The organism is Streptomyces sp. NBC_01244 (genome assembly GCF_035987325.1).
GTDB lineage: Bacteria > Actinomycetota > Actinomycetes > Streptomycetales > Streptomycetaceae > Streptomyces.
Map to the genome: position 1 here is coordinate 7,048,903 of NZ_CP108488.1, position 26,623 is coordinate 7,075,525.

Here is a 26,623-nt window from a genome sequence, read left to right on the forward strand (position 1 = left end):
GTCACCGGGTGGATGGGGCTGGCTCTGTGGCAGTGGGCCGACACCGCCGATGCCCGCGCCTGTGAGGAAAGCACGTCAATCTGCTTCACCGCCTACCCGTTCATCGGCATCGGGGTGTGGGCGTTCCTGGCCGTGCTCACGTTCGCGATCACGCTGGGCCTGCTGGGCGTGCGACCGCTGAAGGCGACAGTGCCGGCATGCCTGGCGCTCCAGATGTACGCGTTCGCCCTCCTCCCCTTCCTGGGGCATGACGTCCCGCAGCCCTCCGTCGTAACTCTGACCGCGCTGGCGTTCGTCCCGGCGCTCGTCGCCGTCTGCACGGTCCCCGCGTGGCGGAGCGCCGGTCTAGTGGCCACCGGCGTGCTGATGTTGGCGTCCTTCGTGGTCGTCGGCCTTCCGGGGGACTTCCTGTAAGTGGCCGTGGATCTCTGTCTGGCCCGAGGACCGGTGATCATCTGAACCTGACGGGAGTGTTCGTGAACGGATTGGAGGAGTGAGTACATGGGGTGGGTCCGAGGAATTGCACATGAGCCCTTTCCAACCTCATGGTGAGGCTGGTAGCCGGCGTGAGCACAGACATGTCGGCGGCCCAAGTGCTGGGCCCTCGGCCTAAGGGTCTACCGGGGCCCGCACGGCCGGGGTCAGGAGACCTTCGGGCGCCCAACCGCCTTGGGCCGCCAGATGTCGAGGTCCAGGGCCTCAGTGAGGAACTCACCCTCCACACGGACGACGACGTCGGGATCTTCGATCCCGAGGCGAAATCCTCGGCCCGGACATCGTGGAGCAGGAAGACGAAGTGCTCGATCACCACGGGCTCGTCCCTGACGTTGTTGTCCGGATTCATCTCGCTGTTCGCGCGGCCGCCGCCAGGCAGAGCATCGTCACGAACACCTTGAGGTGATCCGCCCCGAGGAGCGCATCGGCTCCGTGGACGACCATGAGGAGCCCCACCCCGCCCGTGACGGCATCGTGGAGGTCGTCGAGGCTGTCGACCAGGGCATCCCAGTTCCAGCCGAAGTAGCCGGTGGGAACTCCGGCCGCCCGGGCGAAGGCGTCACACACGCTCGCCCCGTCCGTCAGGTCGGGAGCGTGCACCTCGTACACCCGGCCACCGCGGCACGCAGGGCCGGCGTCTGCTCTTTGAGTTCACCGCCTCGCGAGGCCCGAAGACGACCCAGGCGTCGCAGGCTTGGTCACATCGAACAAGGCCGACCTCCGCTTAACCTGCCGGCAGCGTCGGCCTGTTCGGGGCCAAGGGATGCACATAGCGTGTGGCGACACCTACGCCCAACTTGCCGCCGGGTTCGGAATCGGCATCGCGACCGTCTACCGGTACATACGCGAGGCCATCGAAGTCTTGGCCGCTCGCGCACCGACCCTGGTGAGGCGATGGAGACGGCCCGGACGAAGGCATTCGTGATTCTGGACGGCACCCTGCTGCCGATCGACCGGATCGCCGCCGACACCCCCTACTACTTGGGCAAGCACAAGCGGCACGGCATGAGCGTGCAGGTCCTCACCGACCCGCTCGGCCGACTGCTCTGGGCATCCCCAGCCCTGCCCGAGCCACCCCACGACCTGACGGCCGCCCGAGCCACGGGATAACCGACGCGCTCGCCGCCGTGCGACTCAAATTCTGGGCGGACAAGGCATACCAAGGCGCAGGCCGGCATATCCGAGTCCTCTTCTGCGGCCGACGGCTCAAGCGCTGGAAGCGACTACACAACAGCAGCCACGCCAAGATCCAGTGCGTCGGCGAGCAGGCCATGGCTGTCCTGAAGGGCTGGCGCCTCCTGCTGAAGCTCCGCGGCAGCACCAACCGGATCACCAATCGCGAAGGCCGTCCTTGTCCTTCACCACGCCTCAACATGAGGTTGGAACGGCTCAGTGGCTGCGCCACGACGACGCCGACCTCGGCGACCTGCAGGACTGGTCCTTGCTCACGCTGGCACACAGCCCGAGCCCGCGCCGGATGCGGTGTGAGCATCTGTTCCTGTTCGATCGACAGCCCCTGACGGGGAGGGGTCAACGACGGAGGGCTTCAGCCGGCTGGATGCTGGCAGCGCGCCAGGCCGGGTAGAGGCCGGCGAAAAGACCGGTGAGCAGGCCGATCGCCGGGGCCGAGGCGATCGTTCCAAGGTGGATGACCGGGGTCCAGTCCCGGGCGATGGCGACACCCACGACGGTCATGGTCCCCAAGGAGGTTCCGACCAGGCCGCCGAGGGTTCCCAGGGCGCCGGATTCGGCGAGGAACTGGACGGTGATGTGCCGACTCCTCGCGCCCAAGGCACGGCGCAGGCCGATCTCGCCGGTGCGCTCCAAGACGGCGACCAAGGTGGTGTTGGCGATACCAACCCCTCCGATGACCAGACAGATGGTGGCCAGTAGCAGGAACAGCTGGTTGAGGTCGGAGGTGACGTTGCCGCGCAGTGCTTTGGGGTCGGGGGGAGGGATGACCTTGAGGTATTCCGGGTGGTCGGGGCGGAGCGCCAGGGCGGCTTCGCCGGCGACCTGGGTGGCTGCGCCCAAGTCGGTGGAGATGAGCATGCTGGCGCGGTTGGAAGGGCCGGGGCCTCCCCAGATCTTCTCCGCCGCTTTGGATGGGATGACCACGGAGAGGAGGAGGTCGGCCTTGCGGTCGACATCCTCGATGATGCCGATGACGGTGAAGGGCTGTCCCGCGATGAAGATGGCGGGGTTGGTCTCCAGGGTGGTGATGCCGAGGCGGGACGCCATACCGGAGCCGATGATGGCGACCTGTTCACCACGGTCACCGGCGAAGCGGTCGAAGGTACGGCCGGCTTTCAGCTGGGGTCCCGCAGCCTCCAGAACGCCGGGGGAAGCGGCCACTACATCCAACTGTTGGGCAGGAGCGTCGACACCCAAGGGTGCGGAGCGGACCGTGGCCCCGCCCAGCGGGACAGTCCAGTACACCCCCGCGGCCTTGACCCCGTTGAGGGCGCCGACACGGGCGTCGGCATCCGGGGGAAAGGCGTTGGGGATGGTGATGCCCTTGGTGGGGCCGCCCGCTCCTCCGGTGTCCTCGACGGTGACCTCGGTGGCAGTCAGCTCATTGAACCTGGCGTCGATCTGCGAGGACGTGGTGGCGGTCAGTCCGAGAATGGCCACGAACGTACCGACGCCAAGGATCGTGCCCAGAGCGGTCAGCGCCGAGCGGGCCGGGCGCTGCAACACCCCGGCGAGGGATTCGGACAGCAGGTCGGCGAGAGTGAAAGTGGACGGAGATATCTCGCGGTTGCGGCGGGGCTTTGATCTCATGTGTCCACCTGCACCATCTCGCTCAGCACACCATCGCGAACGGATATGGTCCGCTGCCCCCGCTGCGCGACCTGCGGATCATGGGTGATGACGAGGATGGTCATCCCGTCCGCATGCAGCTCGTCCAGGAGTTCCAGGATCGAGCCCGCGGTATCGGTGTCGAGATTTCCCGTCGGCTCATCGCACAGCAGCAGGGACGGCGAAGCCACCAGCGCGCGGGCGATCGCGACCCGCTGTCTCTCTCCGCCGGACAGCCGGGTGGGCAGGGCATCGATGCGATGCCCCAGGCCCACGCGGACCAAGGCCTCAAGGGCACGACCGCGCCGGTCCTTGCGGGCGGTGCCGTTGTAGACCATCGCCAGCATCACGTTCTCGAGCGCAGAGCGGTGCGGCAGCAGATGGAACGCCTGAAAGACGAACCCGATTCGCTGCCCGCGCAGGGCGGTGCGGTCCGCGTCCCGCAATGCCCCGGTGTCGACTCCATCGAGCAGGTAGCGGCCCGTGGTGGGCGCGTCGATCATCCCCACCACATTCAAGAACGTCGACTTTCCGGAACCGGACGGGCCGACCACGGTGGCGTACTCGCCACGGGCCAAGGTCAGGTCGCAGTCTTTGAGTGCGGCAACCGGCGGTGGCCCCGGGTACGTCAGTCCCACCCGCTCCAAAAGGATGACCGGCCTGGCCGTACCTTCACCGGTGCCAACCGCGACGCGGTCCGCGGGACGGGCGCCAAACGGCGCGTCCGCGGCGCCAGCTTCGAACATGGAGGTCACCGGCTAGACCCCGCACTCGTGCCGAGGGCAGGACCTACGCCGACCAGGACCTTCTCACCCTCGGTCAACTGCCCCCCAGCGGCCGCCGTGATCTCCACGAATCCATCGGCCGACATCCCCGGAGTCACCTCCACCCGGCGCCGCGTGCCGTCGTCGGCCAGCACTGTTACCGACATGCGGTTATCGGCCCCTGCCGATATCGCCGAGACCGGTGCCGAGAGGACCGGTCCGGAGGAAGCCGCCGCCTCGACCGTCACCCGGACATCCTGACCCGCCAATGCGACGTCCAGTTTCCCGTCGGGCTTCACGAGCATCGGATACCCCTGAGTGGAGCCGCTGGACGCACCACCTTGTGTGCCATCCTGCGGGCCGCTCTGCCCCTGTGGCAGGGCCGGGGTGTCCGCCACCGAGGACACCGTGCCGGTCGCCGTCACGCCGCTCAGCTCGGACAGGATCTGGACCTTCTGGCCCGGCCGGACCAGGCCCTTCTCGTGTTGGGCCAGCGTGCCCTTCACCACCAGATCCCCCGCGGAGACCGTGAGTAGTTTCTCCCCTACCGTGGCCCCCACGGTCGCGGTCACCGCATCGACCCTCGCCGGGAACCCCTTGAGGAAGACCACTTCGCCGGCGGGAACCATCGGCCCGGCCACCGCTCGTACTTCGATCAGCTTGGTCCTTGCCTTCGCCAAGTCCTCCGCCGCGTACTCCATCGTCCGCCTGGCTTCCTTCACCGGATCGACACCACCTCCGGAAGCGCCGCCACCCGTGGCCGAACCAGCCTCCGGGCCGGGGGACTTGCCGGCCTCTGACCCGGTGCCGAACCCCTCTGCGGTGCCGCCGCCGGAGCCAGCGGCCCGGTCGGCCGCCCCCTTCTTCGCCGCTTCCCAGGCTTCCTTCGCCGAGATGGACGCCCGTTCGGCCTGCGTCACCGCGGTCTGCGCGCCCTCCAGCTGCTCTTTGCCCTGGGGGCTGGCAGGAACGACGTCATAGCCGATCGCGGTGTATAGGGCCTGCACTGCAGCCTTCGTCCCGGCCCCGAACATCCCCCTGCTGTCCGCGCCCGAATTGTGACCCAGAGCGGCCAATGCCTTCTGCAGCTGAGCCACGTCCTGTCCGGTCGCTCCAGGCTTCAGGTCCCGGTACACCGGCAGAGTGCCTTCGAGCGCGAACACAGGACGCCCAGAGGTCTCCACCAGCACCTTGCCGGCGGCAACGGTCTCCCCGGGCTTCACATTTACCTTGGTCACCACGGGCTTCCCGCCATCGGCCAGTCCCGCTGGCGCCCCGTTCACCTGCACCGACTGGTCCGCGGAGACCATCCCCCTGATCGTCACCGTGTCCTTCAATACCCTTTTCTCCAGGACCGCGGAAAGCACCGAAGGAGGGGGCGCCGCCTTGTCCGCAGCGGCTTGCGCCGGAGACTTGATGACCGAACCCACACCGACACCGGCTATGGAGAACAGGGCAGCGGCGACCACGACGGAGCCGAGCACTTTGCGGCGTCGGATGATCCCCGATGCGGGTGGGTCGAGTTGGGCGACCGCCGGCACGGGAATCAGCCCGGGCTGCTGATTGTCCACCGGATGCCGAGTTGCGTCGGTAGCATCGTCAGGCGCCATCAGGATCCTCTCACTGCATCGAGTTGGTTTCCGCATCGGGTTGCCTGTTTGCCCGTCAGTGCGCCCTGGTGGCGGCGGTTATGGGGGGGAGGAGTTGTTGACCTGCCGGCGCGAGCTGGCATTCGGCGAACCCGAGGCCGGTATTGCCGCGGGAATCAGGGAAGGCTGTAGGGCCCCCTCGGATACCTACATCTTGCCTCGCAGGACATCGTTTGCCCTTGCGAGTGCCTGACTCCACTCCGCCTGTCCTTCGCGGAGCTTTTCGGCGTTGCTCTCGATGAGGCCCTTCTGATAGGCGGCTCCAACCACCGCTCTGACCTGCACGTACTGAGTGCGGCGCTTACATGTGGCATCTGCTACGGCCACATTCTTCTCTTTGGTGGAGGAAGGTACACCTCCCTTACCCAGAAGGGTTTTGTCGGTGGCCGGAGCTATAGGGTCAGGATATGAGAATCCTGAGTCCTTCATGCATTTACTCCACTGAGAAGTCACCGTGCGTACACGGCTATCGTTGATCGCCTTGCTGTGGGCTTCGTCCTGGAGATCGCGAAGGTACTGATAGGCCGCTTCCGATTTCCCCGAGGAGAGTTTCTTCTGGCTTTTACCTTCGCATCCCATTTCCTTCTTCTGTGGGTTGCCGAAGTATGCGGCAACCGCAGCGCTGGAAAGCTCGGCCGGTGGTGCAGCATTCGCCTGATCAAGGGAATCCCGGGCGGGTGGGACCTCGTACCCGTGCAGCTTTGCCCATTCTAGGTCGATCACGCCGTACTCGGCTTCGATCGGGAAATCCATACCTCGCTCTCGCGCCTGACCCGACCAGTCCACGCCCTGCTCCTTCATGCACTCCCGGTCCAAAATATCGAGTGCACGGTACAGCTGGACCCGGTCTACGCGAGGGACGTATGCATCCAGTGGCATCGTGAGGGACCCACCTGGACGAAAGGTGGCACCCCCGATATCGAAGCTGATTGGCTTCGACGGATCTCCCGGAACTCCGATAACACCAGCGGGGACGGACGGCTCCTCGACTTTGTCCTCTTTGCTTGTCCCGCAGCCAGCCACTGCGAGGGAGGCGACAAGGAGGGGGATGGCGTAACGGCGGGACTTCGCCCTCATTATTGGAGCCTTTCAGTGGCGATCAACGCAATTTCTACACCGAGTGCAGAGGGTAGCACTGTGATCTTGAACGCTGTGGGGTTAGGTGGTCACCGGCCGCGCTGACTAACACATCGGGCGCGCCAGTTCGACGAGTTCTCCATGCTGCCCATACGCACAACTTCGGCAAAAATCGGCAGAGATGAGCTTAAAAAGCCCATACCTGATGGAGTTTGTCTCTGGATCTCCAAGATTGATAAATGGTTGAATTTAACCCTTTCGTGGGCGAATCGGATATTTCCGCAAGGGCTCGTGGGAGAGGTGTGTGCAGCTGGCAGGCGCCTGTCCACGGCAAAATGATCTACCCGGGATGGGTGATGCATGATAAATTCCCGAGGTGCTCCAAAGCTTCTTCATGTGAAATTCGAATCGATCCATCACGCACGGGGGTACCCTCAGATGATTGCAAAGCGAATAGCGTCGGCTGCCAGCGCAGTGGCGGCCGTTTCGATTCTCATAATCGGAGGTTCTGGGTCCGCTTCAGCGGCTGAAGTCGGTGAAGTCACTTGGAAGAATGTGGCTACAGGCAGATGCCTTCTTCACCCTGGGAGCGAGACCGTGACGACGGGAAGCTGTGGGGGCAACGACTCCGTGTGGCTCGACATCCGAACCGATGACGGAGTGACCTGGAACGAAGTGAACCGCACCTACGGCTGGGCCCTCGATAGCAATGCGAGCGGCGCCGTATACCAGCTGTCGCGTAACAGCGGGAGCTACCAGCGCTGGTACGAACTCAAGGACTCCAAGGGCTGGTACCTGAAGAACAAGGCGACCGCACGCTGCCTGGACAGCAACGGCTCGGGCAACGTGTACACCCTCGGCTGCAACGGTGGGAACTACCAGCGCTGGAGCTAGTGATCACGGAGGTGTCGCGCCGTCTCGGGATCGGTGCCGAGACGGTTCGGGGCCTGGCGGCGACGGCTCATTGGCCGGGGCTTGGGAGGCATGCAGGACGAGCCTCGGCCCCGGTGTGCCATCGAAGATCACCGGCGCGGATGTCGAGCGGGTGATCATCAAGACCCTCGTGGAGGGGCCGAAGAACGCCCCCACTGGGTGGAGTGGGTGCCTGTCAGGCGCCTGCTCTGCCCAGTGGGCGAGCACGGGGGCTGAAATAGCTCGTAGCGCGATCCCTGCTTCACCGTTCCAACCAGGCGCCACGGGTGCGGCCGGGGAAGCGCCCGGCTGTTGCTAGGCCGATTCCACTCTCACCGAATCCTCACAACCCCGACGCCTCCGACGGAAACAATTCGGGCTCCCTCGCCGTTGAGGCCTGCGGAGGACGAGCTATGGGGGGTGTCGGGGCTGAGGCTGTTCGACGTGGCCGCGGGGAGCGCGGTGGAGATCGCTGCACGGCCAGCGGAAGTGGAGCGTCACCTGCAGGACGTGGTCGAGGCCAACATGGAGGCCATGCTGGGGGTCCGATTCCTGGCCAGCGAGTACAGCACCGGACCGGTTCATCGCGGCCGGATTGACTCGCTGGGTCTGGACGAGAACGGCTCGCCGGTCGTGGTCGAATACAAGCGGGGCCGCGACGCCGGCGTCATAACCCAGGGGTTGTTCTACCTGGCGTGGCTAGCCGACCACCGGGCCGAGTTCCAACAGTTGGTCCGCGAGCGGCTCGGGGCGGAAGTCGCTTCCCAGGTGCTGTGGAGTAGCCCCCGGTTGATCTGCGTCGCTGAGGACTACTCCCGTTACGACCTTCACGCCGTGCGCGAGATCCGTCGCACCATCGACCTCGTCCGTTACAGCTACTTCGGGTCAGGGCTTCTCGCCCTCGAACCGGTGGCCAAAGGGACGGCCGGGGCTCAGGAGCGCCGCGAACGGGGGCGTCGGCAGCCGGTCGCGTCAGCAAGCATGCGTGAGGACCCCACAGCCGGGCTGCGGAGCACGCTCGATGAACTGCTGCAGGGGCTGGGAGAGGATGTGAGCAGCGTCGACCGCAAGCAGTACCGCGCCTACCGGCGGCTGCGGAACTTCGCGTGCGTCAGTCACGCCCACCAGCAGGAGGTCGTGGTCACCCTTCGTCTGGACCCCAAGGACGTAGACCTCGTTGGGGGATTCACTCGAGACGTCAGCCAGATAGGCCATCACGGCACTGGTGATGTCGAGGTCCGTCTTCGGACGGAGGGCGATCTGCGTCGCGCTGAGCCGCTGCTCCGGATGAGCTACGAGGCTGCCTGAGATCGCGGTCGAGCGTGTCCCGTCGCGACGGCTTGGGGATGTACTGGTGCTTGGAGTCGTAGGCGGCCTCCTTGCGTGGAGATGGTCAGGACGGGTGGCGGTGTCCTTCAATGATGCGGAGAATTCGGGATTTCCGAATTCCTGCATGGCGTGATATTCGCCGAGGGACGCCAGCCCCAGGGCTAAGCAGTCGTTGTGTCATTGAACGTAGCGCGTGTGAACCATGGCCTGAACGGCGCACAGTCCGGCGGCCTCGGGCCGATGGCGGTCGTTCTGATCCGCGCCCAACCTCGACCACGAGGAACCGTAGACCGGTCAGCCTCGGCTGACGGCCAGAACGTGGGCAGAGGCGTCGGTGAGCGCAGGGTGCGGTTCCGCGAGGCGGGCCGCGGCGAGGGCTGCGTCGTACATCGCCGTGCCCAAGAGGTTGGTGTCGGTGTACTTCTCGATGGCCTTGACCGCGACCCAGCCGGGTCCTTCGATTCCGTAGATGGTGGGGTCGGTGAGTCCGGCCTCGGTGACCTCGGCGCGGAGCTCGGCCGAGGTCTGGAAGTAGGCGACGGTGAAGCCGCGCTGGCCGGCATAGCGGCCCTGGTCGAGGGTGTCGCGCACTCCGTCCTGGATGGCGGGCTCGGTGATGCCGGTGGTGGCCATGTAGTCCAGGAGCGGGGAGTAGCGGGAGATCGTGGCTGCGGCGACGAGGCCTCCCGGCCGGACCACGCGGGCTGCTTCGGTCAGTGCGGAGAGCCGGTCGGCCTTGTCGTGAAGGTGGTAGAGGGGGCCGAGGAGCAGTACTACGTCGTACGTGCCGGCTGCGGCGGTGAGGTGGCGGGCGTCGCCCAGTTCGGCTGTCACTCCGTCGAGGGAGGCGGCCTGGTCGACGTGCTTGGGTACAGGGTCCACGACGTGCACGGTGTAGCCGTCTTCGACGAGCCAGCGGGCGTGTGTTCCGGGGCCACCACCAACGTCAAGCACGCGGGCCGGAGCGGGTGGGAGGTGGCGGCGGAGTAACTCGCGGGTTCGTGCGAGTTCCAGAGTCCCCGTGGCGGTCGTGTGTAGCCGCGCGGCCTCGTCGGAGCGGGTGTAGAAGTCGATGATCTCTGGGCGTACGGCGTGGTTGCTCGTCATCGGTGAGTCCTCGTCATGAGGGGCTGCTGGTGTCCGGCAGGGTATGGGACACGACGGAGTGATCACTGCGAATTTCGGCAGACCCCCAGGGAAGCACCTGGGCCCCAACAACTCGGAGGTGTCCGGCGACAACGGCGTCGGAAGGTGGGCTGATCGGCCGCTGGCCGATGTCCAGGAGAGCTCGGGACACAGCCAGGCGGCTCTTACCGTCTCCGATGGGCTGTGCGCACCGGAGCGGTCGGCACTGCGGGTGTCGGCAGCAAGGCCTGAGGGCGGGCAGGTGGTGGCGTGGCGGCTGGCCGAGTGCTGGCGGAAGCCAGTTCGAACGCGAGAGCGCCGAGGATGTCGGGGGGAGTTGCTGACGAGAGGTGGATGGCCCAGGTCGGGTGGTTGAGGTCGGTGCCTCCGGAGGCTGTCCACGCCGGCAGGCCGTTGTGCGGGTACTTGGCGGCGTAGGGGTCGTGCTCGAACCTGGCGCTGCCGTCGGGGGCCTGCCAGTAGACCTGCTGGGTGGACGTGGTCTGTGACCACCCGGCCTCCGCGAGGTCCTGGGTAGGGGTTTGGTTCCAAGGGTCGTTGACGGTCAGGCTCTCCAGGAGGGCGCGCACCAGCAGGGTGGGCGTGGTCGGGCTGGCGGTTGCATGCCAGAGCCGCTCGCCGACGGGGCTCTCGTACGCGGCGATCGTCCACGCGACGTCGCTGCTGTGTCGGGCCTCGTGGTCGAATTCGGCCCGGAGGGTCAGGCTCTCGTGGTTGGCGATGGTGACATCCATCCAGGTCCTGTACTTCTCCCACTCGCCGTTGGCAGCGAGGAAGGACTCCAGGAGTGCTTCGTGCTCCTGCGGGGTGGCTGCCGCTGGGGCAACGGCTTCCGGGGCGGGCGCGGCCTTCTCAGAAGGCTGTTCGGCGGTTGGGGTTAGGGTGGTGAGGGCCTTGGCGGCTGCGCGTTCCGTGGCGGTGAGCGGGGCGGGTCCGGGGCGTACGGCGACGGTGTACTGCCGCTGGAAGTCCGCTACTGCCTCCGCTTCGGATTCGTAGTCCGCAGTCTCCTGGCGCAGATAGTCCTCACCGTGGAGATGGACGCTCTTACCGCCCTGGTAGGTGCCGACGGCGACGGTGGTCCACCCGTCGTGTGCGTGGAGATGGATGATCAGGTTTCCGGAGCGGATGTCGTCGTGGATCCGCTGCGCCTCCGCGCTCACCTCTCGGATCTCGTCCCGGTCGAGATGGGGCATCGGGTGATTGCCGTAGGTCCACTTGGTGTCGATCTCCGTCTGGAGGGCGGCGTCGATCTCTACGCTGGCGCCCTTCTCCCGGAGCACCAGGGCAGCCTGGTTGGCGTAGTGGGGCTCGTCATGGTCGATGCGTGCCAGGACGGCTGTCCGGTCGTCGACCCGGCGGAAGTGGTGGAGGGCAAGCAACTCGTGAGAAAGGTCGCGGCCTGGGCCGCTGTCGGTGAGGGTGGCTACGACGGCGCTGCCGTGTCCGGGATGAAGAGCCAGGCGGACACGAGGGGCTGCGGGATCGGTCTGGGGCATGGGGCTCGGTTCTCGGGTCCGGCCGGCCGTGTGGCCGGCCGGACCCGGTCGGGATTGCGGAGGAGGGGTTATCGGGAGGCCTGCGGCGATCCGGCGGGGGTGGCAGGGCGCGGGACGGGCGGACCGGCCCGGGATGCTGGCGCAGGCTGGGTCCTCGGCTGGCGGGCGGCTGGCGTGCGGGTGGCGTGCTGCCATCGGGCCCGGACGGCGCCGAGGTCGGCGAGTGCGCGGCGGCTGCCTGTGATCAGCTGGTGCGGGGTGTTCGCGGGGTCGTCGGTGTAGGCGTTGATGTGCAGGCCGGTGGTGTGGGCGTGGTGGAGGAGGGAGCGCTGCAGGATCTGCTCGCCCCAGTGCTCCGGGGATCCGGCCGGGGCGGCGAGCAGATCCAGCACCTCCCTGGCGGTTGTCCCGGAGGCGATGAGGCCGTGGTGCTGGGCCTCCCAGAGCACCGTCACCGCGTCGATCGGATCACCTCGGTAGGCCAGGGAGGCCATGCACCGGTAGAGGGCGCCGTGAAGTGGGACGGTGAAGTCCTCGGGCCGCAGCCACCTCATCTCGGGCAGGCACGCGGGGCGCGCGGCCACCGTCGACAGGAGCAGCTGCTCCTCGCCAGCGGCATCGGAACTGACGCCGGTGTCCCTGGTTGGTGGGGGTGGCAGCGTGGTGCGGGGGAGCGAACCTGGGTGCGAGGGGAAGAGCCCACCGAGGTCGTCGAGGACAGCGGCGGCGGCGTCGGTACGGTGCAGGACGTGCGCGGCGGGTTCCGGTAGGACCGGGTCGGTGGCCGCCTGGATGAGGAGCTCGGCGGCGGCCCGGATGGTAAGGCGGGCCCGGTTGGCCACGATCATCTGGGCGTAAGCCGGGGCGTGGCTGGGTTCGGGGCAGGCGTCGGCCAGGGTGTGCAGGTAGGAGGCGGTCAGTCCGCGGGCGTGGGGCCGGGCGCGCTCAAGTAGGGCGGTGATCCATACCGGTTCCCGGGCGTGGACTTCCGGGGTCGGCGGGGTGAGCGCGCTCATCGCCGCGAACAGGGCCCCGTGCATCGCGACACTGAAGTGCTCGGGGCCGAGCCGGCCGAGCGTCTTGATGCGTAGCGGTTCGAGGATCAGCGCTCCGAGGAGCGCCTGCTCGGCATACCGGATCGGCGGGTCCGCAGGTATGTCGTCCAGGGACAAGTCTCCTTGGTTCGAGGCGGGGTTGGGCATCACGCTGCCAGGGTGAAGTCGGAGCGGGTCAGGGTCTTGCCGAGGTGCGGGGCCAGCAGATGGGCCGCCAGCAGGGGCGGGACGGCGTTGCCGATCTGGGAGAACTGCTGTCCCTTGTTCCCGGCCCAGGGGTAGGAGGCGGGGAAGGTCTGCAGGATGCCGGCTTCGGTGGCGGTGATCCGGATCGGCTCCGGCGCCGCACCCCCCTCCTCGGCTTCGACGACCCACATGCATTCGTTCGCGCGGTGTCCGAAGAACAGCGTGCCAGCGGGCTCGGTCGCCCGCCGGATAGTGGCGTTGGCCTGGTTGTTGCTGCGCAGCGACCAGGACCAGCGGTGCTTCCCGCAGGTGCAGACGGGGGCATCGGCGTCCGGCGGGCGCAGGCGGCGGGAACGGGTTCCGCGGGAGCTGCGTCCCGGGAGTGGCCTGGGTGCGGGTGGCTTCCAGGTGCCGCGGTCGCGGGCGTCCGTAAGGGTCTTGCGGGCCCCGGACGGGAACGGTTCGGGTCCGCCGCCCGGTCCGCCACCGGCGCAGACGGTCGGGGTGGGTCGGTCGGTGGCGCCCCAGCCGAGTGCCTCGGCCATGGACACCCACCTCTCACGGCCCGGTCCGAACAGACTTTCTGGTTCAGCTGCTTGGGCGTGGGTGGGCGGCGGGGGCTCGGCGGTGCGGGTGCGGGAGGCGAGGAGGATCGCCCGCTTCCTCGTCTGCGGTATGCCGTAGTCGGCGGCGTTGAGGATCCCGGTCCAGACGGAGAAGCCCCAGCCGCGCAGGATCACGGCGTACTGGCGCCATAGGGCAGGACGTCCGGGACCTCCTCCATGGCGATCCACTCCGGCTCGCCCACCGAGTGCAGGGCGTGGAGGTAGCGCATCGGCTCGGCGGCCAGCAGGCTCCGGGGGTCCTTGCAGGCGGTCAGCAGCTTCGCCCGGGTGTCCTGGCCGGCGGCGAGGTCGGCGACGGCCTGGTGGACGAGCGGTTGGTCGACCAGGCCGAGCCGCTTGCCAGCCATCGACCACGCCTGGCAGGGCGGGCTCGCCAGAAACCCGTGGATGCGGCCGACCAGCGGCCACACCGGGTACATGGCCACATCGGTACGGATCGTCACCTGCCCGGCACGGGCGCGCGTTTTGCACGCCCACTCGTCCCACTCTAGGCCGACGTCCCGTACGCCGAGCACGTGCAGGGCGTGGCTCCAGCCCCCGGGGCCGGCGAAGAGGTCCAGCACGAGCCTGTCCATCACGAGGCGAGCCCGAAGTCGTCCTGTTCCGAACGGGTGGCGTGGACTATGGGAGCCGCGAAGTCGATTTGCGGAAGTTTCCCTTTGGCGGAGAGTGCGAGCAGGCAGGACGACTGCACTCCCAAAGAAGGGATGCGGTAGCAGGGGTTCGACAAGAGAGGGGATCCAGGGGTGGTGCGGGCGCCGAAGGAGATCACGGCGCGAGAGGGAGGGGAAGGGCGGGCGGGTCGGCGGATGCGGGGGAGACCGCGCAGCGGCGGAGAGGGTGGCGGAAAGGGGGTGCGCCGTGTTCAGCGGGTCCTTGCCGGTGCCGCCGTGGTGCGGGCCGGGAGAGCACTGGTGGCTGGCGGCGCTGGGGTGCGGATGCTTCGTCCGAGGAAGGCCGTTACGGCCATTGCTCCGCTGGGGGTGAGTCGGACCCGGTCGTGAGGGGGGCCTTCGCCGAAGGGCGGCGGCGCGGACCCGGGCTGGACCGCGATGAGCCCGGCGTGTTCCAGAGCGCGCAGTGTGTCGAGGTGTACGGAGCCGTCGCGGCTGTGGGCGTATTCGTGTCCCTCGCGTCGGCCGATCACGACGTGCCCTCGGGCGGTGGCGTGCAGGGCAGTCCGCTCGGCAAGGGCCAGGGCATCGGTGCTGGTAGTCGTCGCGGGCCGGCGATGGTGGATCGCGGAGGCTACGGCGCTCGCTGATTCCAGGGCCGCGGCCGGGGCCAGAATCGTCAGGTCCTGGGCGAGGTGTATCTGGTGAGCGACTTCACCGCCCCTGAACGGCCGGTCCGACGGCGAAGCCGGGGCGCGGTGCTGGGCCTTGGCCTCGGCAAGATGGCGGACGGCTTGTCCGGTGAGAACGGCCAGGTGCTTGATACGGACTGTGGCCTCGGTCACCGTCACGCCCGCGTACATCGGCTCGTCGACGATGGCCTGGACGGCCTCCATGCACGCGGTCACGAGGACCTGCGCCGAGGTGTGGCCCCACGTGGCACCGTAGGCCGGCTGCAGCCGGGCGAGTTGATCGTTGTGCTGGGTGAACTGGTCGGCGAGCGCGAGCAGACGCACCACGGGTGAAGGCCGATCGGGGATGGACTGTGATCGGGCGGCCTGCACGGGCGGCGGGGCAGGCCCGGCGGCGGATGGCGCCGGACGGCTGGGCGCGGTCTGCGCGGGCCGTCCGGGCACGGAGGGTGAGGGTGGATCGGGCAGGGAGAAGAGGGCGTCATCGGTCATGAGCGGGTGGGACCTTCGTCGGGGCACCGCCAGGCGGCACTGTCCGCCACCGGGGCTGGTTTGGTCAGCGGGTGGGTGCGGGGCCTATGCGACGCGCGGGTGCGGGGACTCCGGGCTCGGGTGCGGGACCGAGGCGCAGAAGAGCCTCGCGCCCGGCCGCAGTGAGGAGCAGGCGCTGTCCCTCGTGCGGGGCGGTCCTGACGTCCCACCCGATCAGGCGCCTGACCTGCAGGGCGTCCACGGTCCGGGTGCTGATGCGCTCCGGTGATCCCGTGTCCACCGTGGGACGCTTACGGGGCCACTGCACGTACATGACGGTGCGCGTGTGGATGAGGTGCAGGGCACGATGCTGGGTGGGATTCACCTTGGGTGGGCCGGCGCTCGGTGCGGGAGCGACCTGCTGCACGACGGTAGGGGAGGGACCGGCCAGGGTGTCCTGGATCCCGGAGGCGTCGAGGACGCGGCGTCCCTGGTCGGTCACGCGGAGCCGTTGCCCAGCGGCGACGCTGCCGCTGGCGTCCAGGCGGATCAGTTCCTTGTCCGTCAGCGAGTCCACAGTCGTGGTGGAGATTCGCTCGCCGCTGCCGGTCCAGATCCGGCGGGTGTTTCTCCGGTCGACAGCCAGGAGGACCGGGTCGTCCGCGACGAGGCGTAGGAGGCGGCGCTCGGCCAGGTTCAGCTCGGGCACCGGTGCCGGTTCGGCGGCGCGGGTTGCCTCGCGCAGGCCGGCAGTCTCGGTGAAGCCAGCGGCGTCGTGGCAGGCGGAACGGGCCGGCTTGATCAGGGCGACAGCGCTGTCGAGGTGCTCGTCGAGGGCCCACCGGTGGACGGAGGGCTGGGCGGACAACCGCCCGGTGGCAGGGTCCGGGAGGCCGTCGAGGCGGTGGTACTCGGCTGCTACTGCGACCGCGCCCATGACGTGGGCGGTGATGTCGGAGGAGATCTTGACGAGCTGCCCGAGGGATTCCACGGCGTGGTGTCCGGACATGGTGGTGTGCGCGTACGGTTGCTCGGCGGTGTTCAGCAGCAGCGCGAGGGCGGTGGCGGAAAGGCCTTGGGCGGTGGCGTACCAGGAGGCGAGCGTCGGCAGGCCGGCGGACCCGGCGACGGGCCGTGCTCCGGTGAGCAGTTCGCCGAAGGTGTCGATGTCGGTGGACAGGGTGTTAAGGCGCTCGATCGTGCGAGGCGCCTCGGAGGCGGAGCTTTCCAAGGGATTCCAGGAGTGGTTCGGGCACCGGAGGCGACCACGGTGCGAGGAGGGAGGCCGGGAACGGCGTCAGCAGTTTCGCGACATCCAGGCAGGTGCCGGTCGCCGTGTGGGAGAGAGGGCTTCGTCCGAGGGCTCGGACCGGTCCGGACGCGGTGGGTGCGTGGGGACGTCGGCCCCGCGGCATCGTGGCGAGGGCAGGGTGTACGGGCGTACGGCCCGCAGGAGCGAAGGGTTACCGGCGGGGCGCGGCACGCGGCGCGATCTTGGCCGGCACTTCGGCGACAGCCGTGTGCGTCGCGGCCTCCCGGGCTGCGCGGGCGTGGGCCAAGTTCCGCTGGTTGGGAGCTTGATCGGCTACGTCCAGGTCCCACACCACCCAGTCGTAGACGTTCCGGCAGATGAGGGCGCTGCTCTCCAGGAGGTTCGAGGCTTCGGCAAGGTGCCAGGCCATCTCGTACTCAGCCGCAGCATGATTCACCTCGGATGCGGCGGGCGGCTGGGTCTCGGGCGCGGGGCCCTCGGGCATGGGGTTGTTCCGGAGCGCGATGGTGACGGCCAGGCTGGCCCGTGCCGAGTCGCTGACCAGGCTCCGAAGCGATTCCAGGACCCACTCGCGGCGCGGCATCGACGTGAACCGCGGGTGGCTGAACTGCGCGAGGACCTCCCCGGACGCTCGAGCCAGGAACTCCGCCTGCAGCAGCGGAGGGACGATCTTGTTCTGCGCGTCGGAACCTAGCGTGTAGGAGATCCGGCGCACCTCACCAGTGAGGCTTTCGAGTTCGTCACGGATCCTTCCGCATTCGGTGAGCGGTGCAGTCAGGTCTTCGCAGAGCTGCTCGTACTCCTCCACGAGGTCCTTGAACTTCTTGACGGTGGGCTCGGTGACGGAACACTCCGGGGGCTCGCGGGCTTGGTCAGAGGGTGTGGGCGGTGGGACGGTTCGGCGGCGGGACGGGCATGGCCGTGGTGGCCGGCCCGGGGGCCGAGACGCTCCGGCCTTCGGTTACGGCCGCGCTATTCCCCGGTGCCGGGTCGGCGGCGGCGTCGGCGAGCGCCTGGGTGATGAGCTGCTGGTCCTCACGGCGATCCGGGGCGGAGGCCAGGCGGCGCGAGAGCCGGTGTGCCTGGCGCCTGTATGTCTTCGCCGCGTGCACCAGTTCCTCGACAGCGCTCTTCAGGTTGTCGCGGCTCGCCTTCGGGGTCTCGTCGCCGTCCTCGTAGAGCAGAAATTCCGTACGGCGGTGGATGGCGAAGGTGCACATGGTGGCGGCGAAGGCTACCTGGGCGCCGGCTTCCGCCAGCTCGGCGAGGTTCTGGTGCCCGTCCTTCATGACGGCGTAGTGGCTGGTGGACAGGACGGCGAGCTGCTCCGTGTACTGCATCGCCAGCCCGTGCAGGCGGACGGCGATCGGCGCCAGTTCCCTCACGGGTTTCGCTATCTCTCCCACGCGTACGGTCTCCACCTCCGCACGCAGCGCCTCCAGCGTGGGTGCCACCTGGCCGAGTCGGCGGGTCTGTTCGACCAGATCGATGATCTGCAGGGTGAACTCCGTTCATGGAATGCCGAGATGTGCGGGACGGCGAAGGGGTGGAATGCGAGGTCGTGGTCGGCGGGGTCAGCGTGTTGCGGGTGCCGGAGCCGCGCCGGTCGGGAGGGGGCGCGACGGGAGCGCCGTGGCCACGGGGCTGGGTGGCCAGTTCGAGCAGTACGTGGGCCCCCTCCCAGTGGCTGTTGGCCGTGTCGGCCGTCTGGAGGAGAGCTCCGGCAGCGCGGCCAGGGGCTTAGGCGGCCTTCCCGAAATCGGTCTTCTTCGGGGCGACCTTGGCGACAGCGCGGGCGGTGATGCCCTTCGAGGCGGCTGCCGAGGCGGCGGACAGGGTGTCGGCGCCGGGCTCCAGATACCAGGGCCGCAGGTCGAGCATGGCGGCGCGCATGCCCGTGGCGAAGCAGAGCGCGGTGCCCTTGGGGAGGGCGCGGATGGCGTCGGCGGGCAGGATCCGTTCCTGTCGCATGCTGATGCTGGTGGACTTCCCGGAGTCGGAGACGGAGGTGGACTTGGTCTCGACGTCGTGGTCGCCGATCAGCCTGCTGAGCTTGTCGGCGAAGTCCGGGTCGTCGATGCCGGAGCCGATCACCTTCACGGTGCTCGCGGACCACATGGCGTCCATGCCGGCGTCTCCCCAGACTTTCTGCCCCTGTCTGTAGGACTGGAGGATGGTGATCGGGATGATCCCGCGGGAGCCCAGGTGGGAGTACAGGTCGGGGAGGTCGCTGATCTTGCACACGTTGGCGGCCTCGTCGAGGATCGCCAGCATCGGCGGGTCCAGGCGTCCGCCGGCGCGCTCGGCCTGCGCGGTTGCGGCCCGCATTACTGAGTCCGCGCATGCCGCGATCAGTGCGCTCGCGCCGCCACCGCCGTCCTTCGAGAGCAGGAACAGGGTGTCGGTGCCGGTGACGAAGTCCGACGGCTGGAATTCGGCGATGCCCTTCTGCGGGGTGACCCAGGCCGCGATCTCCGAGTTCAGGAGGGCCGACGCGTACTGTCTCGCGGTCTCGTAGATCCCGTCTCTGGTCTCCGGTGGGCCCTCCACGGTGCCCTTGAGCTGGGAGGCGACCGCGGTGAAGCGGTGGTCGCGGAGGATGTCCAGCGGGGTGCGGTCTGCGGGGAAGGCGAGCCAGGCCATGACGTCGGTGATCGGCCGCTCGTCGAGGGCAGCGGCGAGGAAGAGCTGCGACAGGACGTTGCTGCCGGCCTTGGACCAGAAGTCGCCCTGCTGGCTCGCGTCCACGGAGGCGGCGAGGAAGTGCCCGGCCAACCGGCCTGCGCCTTCAAGGGACTTGGCGCCCGCGAGCGGGTTCCACCACATGGCCCGCTCGGTGTGGGCGATCTGCTGCGGGTCCATGGCCCAGACCCGGCCGACTTGGCCGCGGGCGTCATACGTAGTGGTAAAAGCGTCGCCTGCCGCTTTGTTCGAGGTGAGCAGTACGGGGCCGGGGGCAGCCAGGATCGCGGGGATCGCCAGGCATGTGGTCTTCCCGGAGCGCGGCGCCATGATCGCCACGGCGACGTCCTCGTAGCCCATGCGGACTTCATGCCTGCTGCCCTGGAGGTTGCCGAGGAGGATGCCGGTGTCCTTCGCGGCGATGCCCTTCGCGTCCTTCAGGCTTGGGCGCAGCGAGCGGGCCTTGGCGGTGATCGCCTTGGCGAGGAGCGGCTCGATGTCGGAACGTTTCGCCATCCCGGCGACGCGCTTGCGCTTCCTGCCGCCCGTGTTGTGGCGCCTCCACCAGACGAAGCCGGTCAGGACGAGCGCGAGGAGAAGCACCGAGGGCAGGATCCGGGTGGCGATCAATAGCGCCGCCTCCCCGCTGTCCGGCCACAGGAGGTAGGGGTGGAGGAGGGCGTTGGCCGGCTGATAGGGAACCCAGGATCCGGTGCCGCTGACCCAGGCGAGCGTGTTTCCGCCGAGCCAGGCCAGCGTGGACAGGGGGACGATGACGGCCATGGCGCCGAGGAGCGCCTTGAAGGCTATGTCGTAGCCGTCACCACTGGAGTTGGGGGAGTTGGACAAGGGGGCGGTTCCAAGGGGGAGGGCTGGGTCAGCGGGAGCGGTGGGGCCGGGGCTGTACGGCAGGTCCGGGCGGGGCCGCAGAGCGGCACGGGACGGGGCTCCGGGAGATGAGGGCGTCGATACGTCGCTCCAGGGCGAAGGCTACGTCCGCGGCGGGCAGCTCCCGGATGCTGGTGTGCATGCGGTCGTGTCCCAGAGGGGGCGAGCGCTCGGGGTCACGGGGGAGCGGTGAGGGATCGGCCAGGGCCCGAGTGACCGCCGAGATCAGGTGCGCCGGGGTTCCGGCCCCGAACTGTGCCCGCCAGATCAGCCCCACAGGGTCGCCGCCGATGGCCACGTCGATGAACCAGGTGCCGGAGCCGGTCTCCGTGAAGTGCTCGACCTGCACGATGCCGTCAGGGGAGGTGAACCCGCTGTGGTCACGGGCCGGCTGCCATCCGACGTCCCGCAGTGGTTCGTACGGGCTGCCGCCGGCCGAGGGAGTCGCCGGGTCGGTGAGGGCGTCGGTGAACGCCGCGATGATCTCGGCCGGTGTGCGGGCGCCGAAGCTCGCCTGCCAGGCCGGTGTGCCGGCAGTCCGGGCATGGCGGATGACCCACCACGGCTGGTCCGGCTCGGGTTCGAGGTGGAGCAGAGCCTGCTGGTCGGGGCTGGCCAGCACAACGCGGGCGAGAAGGGGGTCGTGGCCGTAACTCCATCCGCTGGCTCGGTGGAGCGCGGCGGTGACCCAGGCCGGGTCGCCGGGTCCTGCGAGATAGCGAGGCCTGACGAGGGCCTGCTCGACGGAGGGCTCGTGTATCCGGCTCACCGCCGCAGCCCGACGGTGGAGTCCGCTGTCGAGGGCGGGGCCGGTGCCAGAGCAGGGGGCGCGGGTTTCCGGGAGGGCCTGGCTCGGGCGGCGGTGTCGATGTCGATCACAGATTGCCCGTGGAGGGCCCAGGCGTCGAGGTAGGCCCAGGCCTCCGCGTTTCGCTCGGCGAGCGGCTCGTCGTACTGCTCGGTGCCCGGGCGGGCACTGACCGGGAGGGTGTCGCGGACGCCGAGCCACTCGGACTGAAGGGCGTCGATCTCCTTGAGCGCGGTGCGCAGGACCTTCAGGTGCCATCCCCGCCGCAGCGAAGTACTGCCGGAGGGCATCCGGCTCAGCTGGGCTTCTGCGGTATCGAGCATGGCCGCGGCGGTGTCGCGCACGGTGGTGAAGGCCCGCCAGGTGTCGGCATCGCGGTGGCTCTGCCGACGTCCGTAGGCGGTCTCGTCGTGTGGCCATCCGTCCACGTCGGTGTGCAGGTCGGAGTATTCGTCCCAGGAGTCGAGGGTATCCTCGGCTTCCCGCAGGAACACGCCGAGCCGCCGGAGCGCGTGCTGGTGGGCTTCGTCGGGGGGCATGGGCAACGGGGCAGATCCTTCTGGCATTGGGCACGTCGGCGAGGTCAGCGGGAGGGGCGGGCGCCTGTCCGGTCCGGGGCAGCCGGGACAGCGGCACGGGCCACGGGGGACGCAGGGCGGGGACGGGTTAGACGGGCCTGGGCCAAACGCACCTTGTGCGCGGCGAGCACCTCGCTGCCGATTGCGAATTCGGGGCCGACCGCAAGGTGGGGGCCTTCGTCGATCTCGAAGCGGCTGCGCAGAACGGCTGTCGGTGTGGAGACGGCGTCGGCGACGGAGGCCAGGAGGTGGGCGGGGGTGTCCTCGTTGAAGTAGGCCCGCCACAGCGTCCCCTCGGGGCCGTACTCGCCGTGATGGCGTGCGGCCTCGAATTCCCATCCGCAGAGGAAGGCGGAGACACGCAGCTCGGCCTGGACGATGCCGTCCGGTGAGACCAGCGTCTGGGAGCCGGCGTCGTTGGTGCTGTGCGCCCAGCCGCGGGCGGTCAGGATCTCCACGACCGTGTGCGCGGCTTTGTCAGGAGCGGGACGGATCAGGGCGTCGGTCAGGCCGGCCACGATCTCCGCGGGGGTGGTGATGCTGAAGGTTGCGGACCAGTAGCCAAGGAGGAACTCGGTGCTGATCTTCCAGGCGTAATGATGGCTTGCGGGGTTGAGGCTGAGGTGGTGGGCGTAGTCGGGGCTGGTCATCGTGATCGACGGGTGGAGCGGGTCGGAGGTGTTCGTCCACCCGGCGGCGCGCAGGGCGTGAGTGATGTGCCGGGGGTCGCCGGGCCCGGCCAGGTAGCGGGGGCTGATTGCCGAGCCGAGCTTGTGTTCGTGGTCGGAGGCGAAGACGGCGAATTGCCGGTCGGTCACCGTCACGACGTGCTTCCTGCCTGCCGGCTGGGAGCGGCGGCCTGCCGTTCGACCTCGGCACGGATGGCGCCCAGCTGCCAGTCGAGCTTGTTGTATTCCAGGAGGAACTCGGAGGCATCGCTGTACACGCCCCACAGGTGGTCGAGGTCCTCGGCTTCTCCGGTGAGTTCGGGCCTGCCGTAGAAGTAGCTGTTGACTTCGGCAAGCGCCTGGGAGAGGCGAGCCACTGCGCCGTCGTACTTGTCAACGAGCGGTACGAGATAGGGCAGCAGGTTGCTGGCGTCCGGGTTGCTGCGTATGTACCGGGTGAGGCGGACCAGGGTGCGGGTGGCCTCCTGGACGTCGTCGGGGGTGAGGTCGGCGTAGTCGTATCCGGGCATGAAAGTCCTTACGGAAGGGGGAGCCGTAGTTCTGGGGCTAACGCCTCTGGTGTGTGCCGCCGGCCGACGCATAGGGGCTGGCGGTCGGGGCGTGCTTGCCCGGGCGGGCTGCTGCCCAGGAGTTGCGGGCCCAGGTAGTGGCGCGGGCGGCGGTGATCCGTGCCTGCTGCCACGCCCCGAGCTGGGAGGGCCGTACGGAGACGGAAGTGGTGCGGACCCACTTCGTCGCGGGGATGTTCCCGCGCGGACGCATGACCGGGGTGGGGTCGGCCAGCGCGGCCGAGAAGCCTTCGACGAGGTGCATCGGGGTGGTGGGGGTGAACACGGCGTCCCAGGTCCGGCCGTGTTCAGTGCGGGCACCGGCCCACCAGTGCGCCTGACCGGGTTCGTTCTGGTGGAACTGCAGCCAGGCGTTCCGGTCCGGGGATACCGCGGTGAAGTGCTGGCCGCGCTCCGTCTCCCACCCGTGTTCCTCCAACGGGGCCCACGGGTTGGAGGCATGGGCGGAGCGCGGCTTGGTCAGGGTGTCGGTGAACCCGGCGACGACCTCCACCGGCACCGTGGTGGTGAGGGTGGCGTGCCAGGCGGCCTGGTCACCGATGGCCTGACCAGAGACGGTCCAGCCACCCGGCATGCGGTGCGGATCGAAGCCGATCCGTACGCTCCGGTCGGGGCTGTCGAAGACGATCGGCCCGCCGGTACGGGAGTGGTCCTTCCAGCCGGAGGCGCGGAGATACTCGGCCACGTACCGGAAGTCGCCGCCGCCGGCCAGGTGCCGCGGCTCGACGAGGTAGTGCTGCTCGGGCTGGTCCGCCGTCGGGCCCCAGCCTGTCCATTGCTTCTTCACCGGTGCCTCCGCGCGACGAGCGGCGAGGCGACCGGCGGGATGCCGACGACGACCGGCGGACGGGCAAGGCGACGAAGGTCTTCGGTGTGCTCGGCGAGATCGTTGCTCACAGCGGCGAGTTCGTTCGCGGCTCGGCCGATCGCCAGCCAGACCTCCGCGGGCAGCGCGCCGACGGTGGCACGGTCCCGGGCGAACCGTGAGCCAGCGGCCATCAGGTCGGTGACCTTGTCGAGGATGCCCTCGGGAGCCAGCACCTGTGCGAGTACCTGGGCGGCTTCGGCTGGTTCGGCGGAGGCCATGTGGGCGGTCAGCCGACTGATCTCCTGGGTGATTTGGCGTACGAGCGCCTGCGGGTCGTAGAGGGTCACGTTCCTCCGGTGCGGTCGGGGCCGGCGGTGCGCCGGCGGGACTCGTCCAGGACGCCGAAGGCTCCGGTGGCCAGTACGTTGTGGCGCCCGGAGGACGAGGCGGTCACGGCACGCAGGTACCGGCGGAGCAGCAAGACGGCAAGGCGCGGGCGGCGGGCGGCGGAGATCGGAGGCGGGGTGGGCGGGGACGTCGGGATCGTGGTGCTCCGGTTGGTCGAGGAGGGGGCTGTCCCCGGTCTCAAACGCCGGGGACTGCCAGGTGAAGAGGAAGGTCAGCGGGACCGAGGGGCTGTGGAACTGGCCGGTCCGGCGGGGGGAAGAGCTGGAGGCCCCGACGCCTGTGCCTGGCGCGAGCGGTGTTCGGAGATTGCCTGCGCCCAGGCGGTCACGTCGTACACGTCCGGATCGATATTGACGTCGTAGTCGGCGATGAGCACCGGGAGTATCGAGCGGGTGACCAGCCCCTTCTGCTCCTCTTCGCTCAGGCCCTGAGGTGTTTCGTGCCAGACGTAGACGGGGCCTGAGGTCCTCTCGGTCTTGCGTTCGAGGCCGGCGCTGTCGAGGAGGGCCAGCAGTTCTTCGGGTGCTCCGGTGCGGCTGACGACGTGGATCACGTCGGGGTTGAAGGCCCGACGGTAGATCTCAACATCGGTGCCGGATTCATCGGCGACATTGCCCACGGGGTCTCCTTCGGGTGGTGGGTCAGCGGCTGGGGGACGCGACGGCTGGGGCCGGAGGGCGGGCAGGCTGCGATGCCGGCTTCGGTGCTGTGGGCGCGGGGCGGACCGTGACACCGACGCCGATCTGGGCCAGCCGTTGCGAGACGGCCTGGATGCGGGCGAGCTGTTGCCGGTCGCCGTAGGACGCGGGCAGCAGGAACATGCGGTGGTAGGGGTGGTACTGGAAGCCGTGGATGTAGAGGAGGCCGGTGGCTTCGGGACTCCCGGTGACGGCGCCGACGGCACCGTCCGGATACCAGGCGATGCTGACGTTCCCGGCGATCACCGGAGGTGCGGGCCGACGGGGCACCGGGTGGGCGGTGTTGTGCCGGACCTGCCGCAGTGCCGTCTCGTACCGGGGCAGCAGTCTGCGGGCGATTTGGGCCGCGGCACGGGCGGGGTCGGCGGGGATGGCGAGGCCGTTGGGTTCGGCCACCAGGTGGAAGGCGTCGTCGTGGGCGTCCGGCTGCAGGGCGCCCACCATGAACTGGCGTCGGCGCAGGGGGCGATCGAAGATCAGCAGACGGGCTCCATCACCGCGGGCGAGGACCGCCTCGTGGCCCAGGACGAAGTTCGTCGCGGCGTATCCGACGGCCCCGATGTCCCAAAGTTCCTTGGTGGTTCGGATCTGGTCGGGGTATTCGCCGTGGCGAGCGTAGGTGGTGGTCCAGGTGTCGCCGGGAAGCCGGGCGGCGAGGGCGCGGGCGAAGGCGCCGAGGTCGGTGCGGGGCGGTGTGGAAGGCATGAGGGTCTCGGGAGGGTGGAGGGAAGGTGGTTCGCGCAGGACAGGAGGTGGAGCTGGAGGGCGGGCCCTACTTGTTGGTCGGGGCGCCGGGCCACTCGTGGATGTCGGGGTGCTTGGCGAGATATGCGGCCAGGTGATCACTTGCCTGCTGGCGGGTGTGCTGGGCCTGCTGGACGGCGCGTTCGGCGCGAGCCAAACCCTCGATCAGCTCTGCGGCCTCGGTGGACAGCTCTGGCGGGCTGACGAGGTCGGTGAGGGCGATCCCGAAGACCTGGGCGAATCCAATTGCCTCGTCGAGGTGGATACGCCGTTTGCCGTTCTCGATCCGCCACACCGCCGACGGGTTCATTCGGCATCCGCTGTGGTTGAGCCGGTCGGACAGACTGGTCGTGCTCCACCCGCGGTGTCTGCGTTCGATGTTGATCCGTGCCGCGGCGTGGTCTTCGCCGAGGACATGCCCCGTGGGGGTGCTGTCTGTGGTGACCTCGATGGCCATGCGCGAGTGCTCCGTTTCAGTGGGGGGTCATCGGGTGCGCCGGGCGGACGTCGGCGGGGGCGGCGGTGCTGGAGGGCACGAGCAGGTGACGGAGGCTTCCGCTTCCAGGGGGTCGACTCCGGTGCATGCTGGGCGAAGCGGGTGGTCGGTGTGCCGGTCGGCCAGCAGGTTTCGGTAGGCGCCCACCTCGGTGGTGATGACCGAGAGCTGATCGGCGAGGTGGCGGATCCGGTCGGCGTGGGCCGGGTCGGCTTCTTCTCCGAGCCCTTGCAGGAAGTCGGCTGTGGAGTGGAGGACTTCGGTCACGGCGGGCAGGACCCCGTCGGCGGGAGTCACCAGCTCGGTGATCACAGCGGTGACCCACTGGCTGTGCCGGGCAGCTCGGATGTGCTCCGCGAGGCCGGCGACCCGTGCGCCGAGCGAGAGGTCGTAGACGAGTCGGACGTCGGAGGCGAACTCGGGGTCGTGCTGCGGGGCGTAGCCGACGGCCTTGAGGACAGCGACAGCGCGGCGGGCCCGGCGGACTTGTTCGTCCTGCTCCAGGCCCCGGGGAAGCCGGTGGAATCGGTCGTGGCCGCGGTGGACGGGGATGAAGCCGCTGCGTTCAAGGAGGGACTCGGCTTCGGCGTCGCCTCCGCGGGCGAGGACTTCGTCGGAGTGCGGATCGCGGCCGATATGGACGATGCGGGCGGTCAGGGGCATGG

Annotated in this window: 26 protein-coding genes and 2 pseudogenes; 4 read left to right on the forward strand and 24 right to left on the reverse strand. The window is 68.8% G+C overall.

Annotation, left to right across the window (positions count from 1 at the left end; all coding sequences use genetic code 11):
- The first annotated feature begins 12 nt into the window (after positions 1 to 12).
- The gene (locus OG247_RS31595; protein ID WP_327255361.1) at positions 13 to 414 is read left to right on the forward strand and encodes a hypothetical protein; all 402 of its coding nucleotides are present in this window, start codon (positions 13 to 15) and stop codon (positions 412 to 414) included.
- 426 nt (positions 415 to 840) lie between these two features.
- Here the strand turns inward: OG247_RS31595 and OG247_RS31600 are convergent, their stop codons facing one another.
- Entirely contained in the window at positions 841 to 1,095 is a 255-nt protein-coding gene (locus OG247_RS31600) for a barstar family protein (protein WP_327255362.1), read from the reverse strand.
- Positions 1,096 to 1,189: 94 nt separating this feature from the next.
- On the opposite strand from OG247_RS31600, the pseudogene OG247_RS31605 reads away from it, so the two are divergent.
- Positions 1,190 to 1,872 (forward strand): annotated as a pseudogene (locus tag OG247_RS31605) (transposase family protein).
- 153 nt (positions 1,873 to 2,025) lie between these two features.
- Here OG247_RS31605 and OG247_RS31610 read toward each other — a convergent pair.
- The 4 genes from OG247_RS31610 to OG247_RS31625 form a co-directional block, all read right to left on the reverse strand.
- Positions 2,026 to 3,279: an ABC transporter permease gene (locus OG247_RS31610; protein ID WP_327255363.1), complete on the reverse strand. Its 1,254-nt coding sequence runs from the start codon at positions 3,277 to 3,279 to the stop codon at positions 2,026 to 2,028.
- Positions 3,276 to 4,043, reverse strand: a complete 768-nt coding sequence (locus tag OG247_RS31615) for an ABC transporter ATP-binding protein (RefSeq protein ID WP_327257711.1) — start codon at positions 4,041 to 4,043, stop codon at positions 3,276 to 3,278. Before OG247_RS31615 ends, OG247_RS31610 begins: the two co-directional genes overlap by 4 nt.
- A 5-nt stretch (positions 4,044 to 4,048) precedes the next feature.
- On the reverse strand, positions 4,049 to 5,671 hold the full coding sequence (locus OG247_RS31620; RefSeq protein WP_327255364.1) for a peptidoglycan-binding domain-containing protein: 1,623 nt from the start codon (positions 5,669 to 5,671) through the stop codon (positions 4,049 to 4,051).
- A 186-nt stretch (positions 5,672 to 5,857) separates the two neighbouring features.
- The gene (locus tag OG247_RS31625) at positions 5,858 to 6,511 is read right to left on the reverse strand and encodes a hypothetical protein (protein ID WP_327255365.1); all 654 of its coding nucleotides are present in this window, start codon (positions 6,509 to 6,511) and stop codon (positions 5,858 to 5,860) included.
- Positions 6,512 to 7,225: 714 nt separating this feature from the next.
- On the opposite strand from OG247_RS31625, the gene OG247_RS31630 reads away from it, so the two are divergent.
- Positions 7,226 to 7,681, forward strand: coding sequence for an RICIN domain-containing protein (locus tag OG247_RS31630; RefSeq protein WP_327257712.1), 456 nt, complete (start codon positions 7,226 to 7,228; stop codon positions 7,679 to 7,681).
- 438 nt (positions 7,682 to 8,119) lie between these two features.
- Complete coding sequence (locus OG247_RS31635) at positions 8,120 to 9,007, forward strand: DUF5655 domain-containing protein (protein WP_327255366.1); 888 nt, start codon at positions 8,120 to 8,122, stop codon at positions 9,005 to 9,007.
- Positions 9,008 to 9,322: 315 nt separating this feature from the next.
- Here the strand turns inward: OG247_RS31635 and OG247_RS31640 are convergent, their stop codons facing one another.
- The 19 genes and pseudogenes from OG247_RS31640 to OG247_RS31730 all read right to left on the reverse strand — a co-directional run bounded on the left by OG247_RS31640 (position 9,323) and on the right by OG247_RS31730 (position 26,621).
- Positions 9,323 to 10,135 carry a class I SAM-dependent methyltransferase gene (locus OG247_RS31640; protein WP_327255367.1) on the reverse strand — a complete coding sequence of 271 codons (813 nt, stop codon included), beginning with the start codon at positions 10,133 to 10,135 and terminating at the stop codon, positions 9,323 to 9,325.
- Positions 10,136 to 10,338: 203 nt separating this feature from the next.
- Positions 10,339 to 11,673 (reverse strand): DUF317 domain-containing protein, encoded by a 1,335-nt coding sequence (locus tag OG247_RS31645; RefSeq protein ID WP_327255368.1) that lies wholly within the window; start codon positions 11,671 to 11,673, stop codon positions 10,339 to 10,341.
- Between the two features lie 68 nt (positions 11,674 to 11,741).
- On the reverse strand, positions 11,742 to 12,875 hold the full coding sequence (locus tag OG247_RS31650) for a DnaB-like helicase N-terminal domain-containing protein (protein WP_327257713.1): 1,134 nt from the start codon (positions 12,873 to 12,875) through the stop codon (positions 11,742 to 11,744).
- Positions 12,875 to 14,115: pseudogene (locus OG247_RS31655) on the reverse strand (DNA cytosine methyltransferase). The gene OG247_RS31650 and the pseudogene OG247_RS31655 overlap by 1 nt, the downstream one beginning before the upstream one ends.
- A gap of 290 nt (positions 14,116 to 14,405) precedes the next feature.
- Complete coding sequence (locus OG247_RS31660; protein ID WP_327255369.1) at positions 14,406 to 15,173, reverse strand: hypothetical protein; 768 nt, start codon at positions 15,171 to 15,173, stop codon at positions 14,406 to 14,408.
- Between the two features lie 229 nt (positions 15,174 to 15,402).
- Entirely contained in the window at positions 15,403 to 16,548 is a 1,146-nt protein-coding gene (locus tag OG247_RS31665) for a hypothetical protein (RefSeq protein WP_327255370.1), read from the reverse strand.
- Between the two features lie 232 nt (positions 16,549 to 16,780).
- On the reverse strand, positions 16,781 to 17,398 hold the full coding sequence (locus OG247_RS31670) for a hypothetical protein (protein ID WP_327255371.1): 618 nt from the start codon (positions 17,396 to 17,398) through the stop codon (positions 16,781 to 16,783).
- Between the two features lie 64 nt (positions 17,399 to 17,462).
- Positions 17,463 to 18,044, reverse strand: a complete 582-nt coding sequence (locus tag OG247_RS31675; protein ID WP_327255372.1) for a hypothetical protein — start codon at positions 18,042 to 18,044, stop codon at positions 17,463 to 17,465.
- A 286-nt stretch (positions 18,045 to 18,330) separates the two neighbouring features.
- Positions 18,331 to 20,121, reverse strand: coding sequence for a type IV secretory system conjugative DNA transfer family protein (locus tag OG247_RS31680; protein WP_327255373.1), 1,791 nt, complete (start codon positions 20,119 to 20,121; stop codon positions 18,331 to 18,333).
- A 28-nt stretch (positions 20,122 to 20,149) separates the two neighbouring features.
- A complete protein-coding gene (locus tag OG247_RS31685) occupies positions 20,150 to 20,929 on the reverse strand; it encodes a DUF317 domain-containing protein (RefSeq protein ID WP_327255374.1) in 780 nt (259 codons plus the stop codon).
- Positions 20,926 to 21,507, reverse strand: coding sequence for a hypothetical protein (locus OG247_RS31690; protein WP_327255375.1), 582 nt, complete (start codon positions 21,505 to 21,507; stop codon positions 20,926 to 20,928). Before OG247_RS31690 ends, OG247_RS31685 begins: the two co-directional genes overlap by 4 nt.
- Positions 21,508 to 21,551: 44 nt before the next feature.
- On the reverse strand, positions 21,552 to 22,370 hold the full coding sequence (locus tag OG247_RS31695) for a DUF317 domain-containing protein (RefSeq protein WP_327255376.1): 819 nt from the start codon (positions 22,368 to 22,370) through the stop codon (positions 21,552 to 21,554).
- The gene (locus tag OG247_RS31700) at positions 22,367 to 22,744 is read right to left on the reverse strand and encodes a hypothetical protein (protein ID WP_327255377.1); all 378 of its coding nucleotides are present in this window, start codon (positions 22,742 to 22,744) and stop codon (positions 22,367 to 22,369) included. Before OG247_RS31700 ends, OG247_RS31695 begins: the two co-directional genes overlap by 4 nt.
- Before the next feature lie 37 nt (positions 22,745 to 22,781).
- The gene (locus OG247_RS31705) at positions 22,782 to 23,591 is read right to left on the reverse strand and encodes a DUF317 domain-containing protein (protein WP_327255378.1); all 810 of its coding nucleotides are present in this window, start codon (positions 23,589 to 23,591) and stop codon (positions 22,782 to 22,784) included.
- Positions 23,588 to 23,959 (reverse strand): hypothetical protein, encoded by a 372-nt coding sequence (locus tag OG247_RS31710; RefSeq protein WP_327255379.1) that lies wholly within the window; start codon positions 23,957 to 23,959, stop codon positions 23,588 to 23,590. The genes OG247_RS31705 and OG247_RS31710 overlap by 4 nt, the downstream gene beginning before the upstream one ends.
- Before the next feature lie 272 nt (positions 23,960 to 24,231).
- Positions 24,232 to 24,639, reverse strand: a complete 408-nt coding sequence (locus OG247_RS31715) for a hypothetical protein (RefSeq protein ID WP_327255380.1) — start codon at positions 24,637 to 24,639, stop codon at positions 24,232 to 24,234.
- A gap of 22 nt (positions 24,640 to 24,661) precedes the next feature.
- Complete coding sequence (locus OG247_RS31720; RefSeq protein WP_327255381.1) at positions 24,662 to 25,423, reverse strand: hypothetical protein; 762 nt, start codon at positions 25,421 to 25,423, stop codon at positions 24,662 to 24,664.
- A gap of 67 nt (positions 25,424 to 25,490) precedes the next feature.
- Positions 25,491 to 25,919 (reverse strand): helix-turn-helix domain-containing protein, encoded by a 429-nt coding sequence (locus tag OG247_RS31725; protein ID WP_327255382.1) that lies wholly within the window; start codon positions 25,917 to 25,919, stop codon positions 25,491 to 25,493.
- A gap of 27 nt (positions 25,920 to 25,946) precedes the next feature.
- Complete coding sequence (locus tag OG247_RS31730; RefSeq protein ID WP_327255383.1) at positions 25,947 to 26,621, reverse strand: hypothetical protein; 675 nt, start codon at positions 26,619 to 26,621, stop codon at positions 25,947 to 25,949.
- Positions 26,622 to 26,623 lie beyond the last annotated feature (2 nt).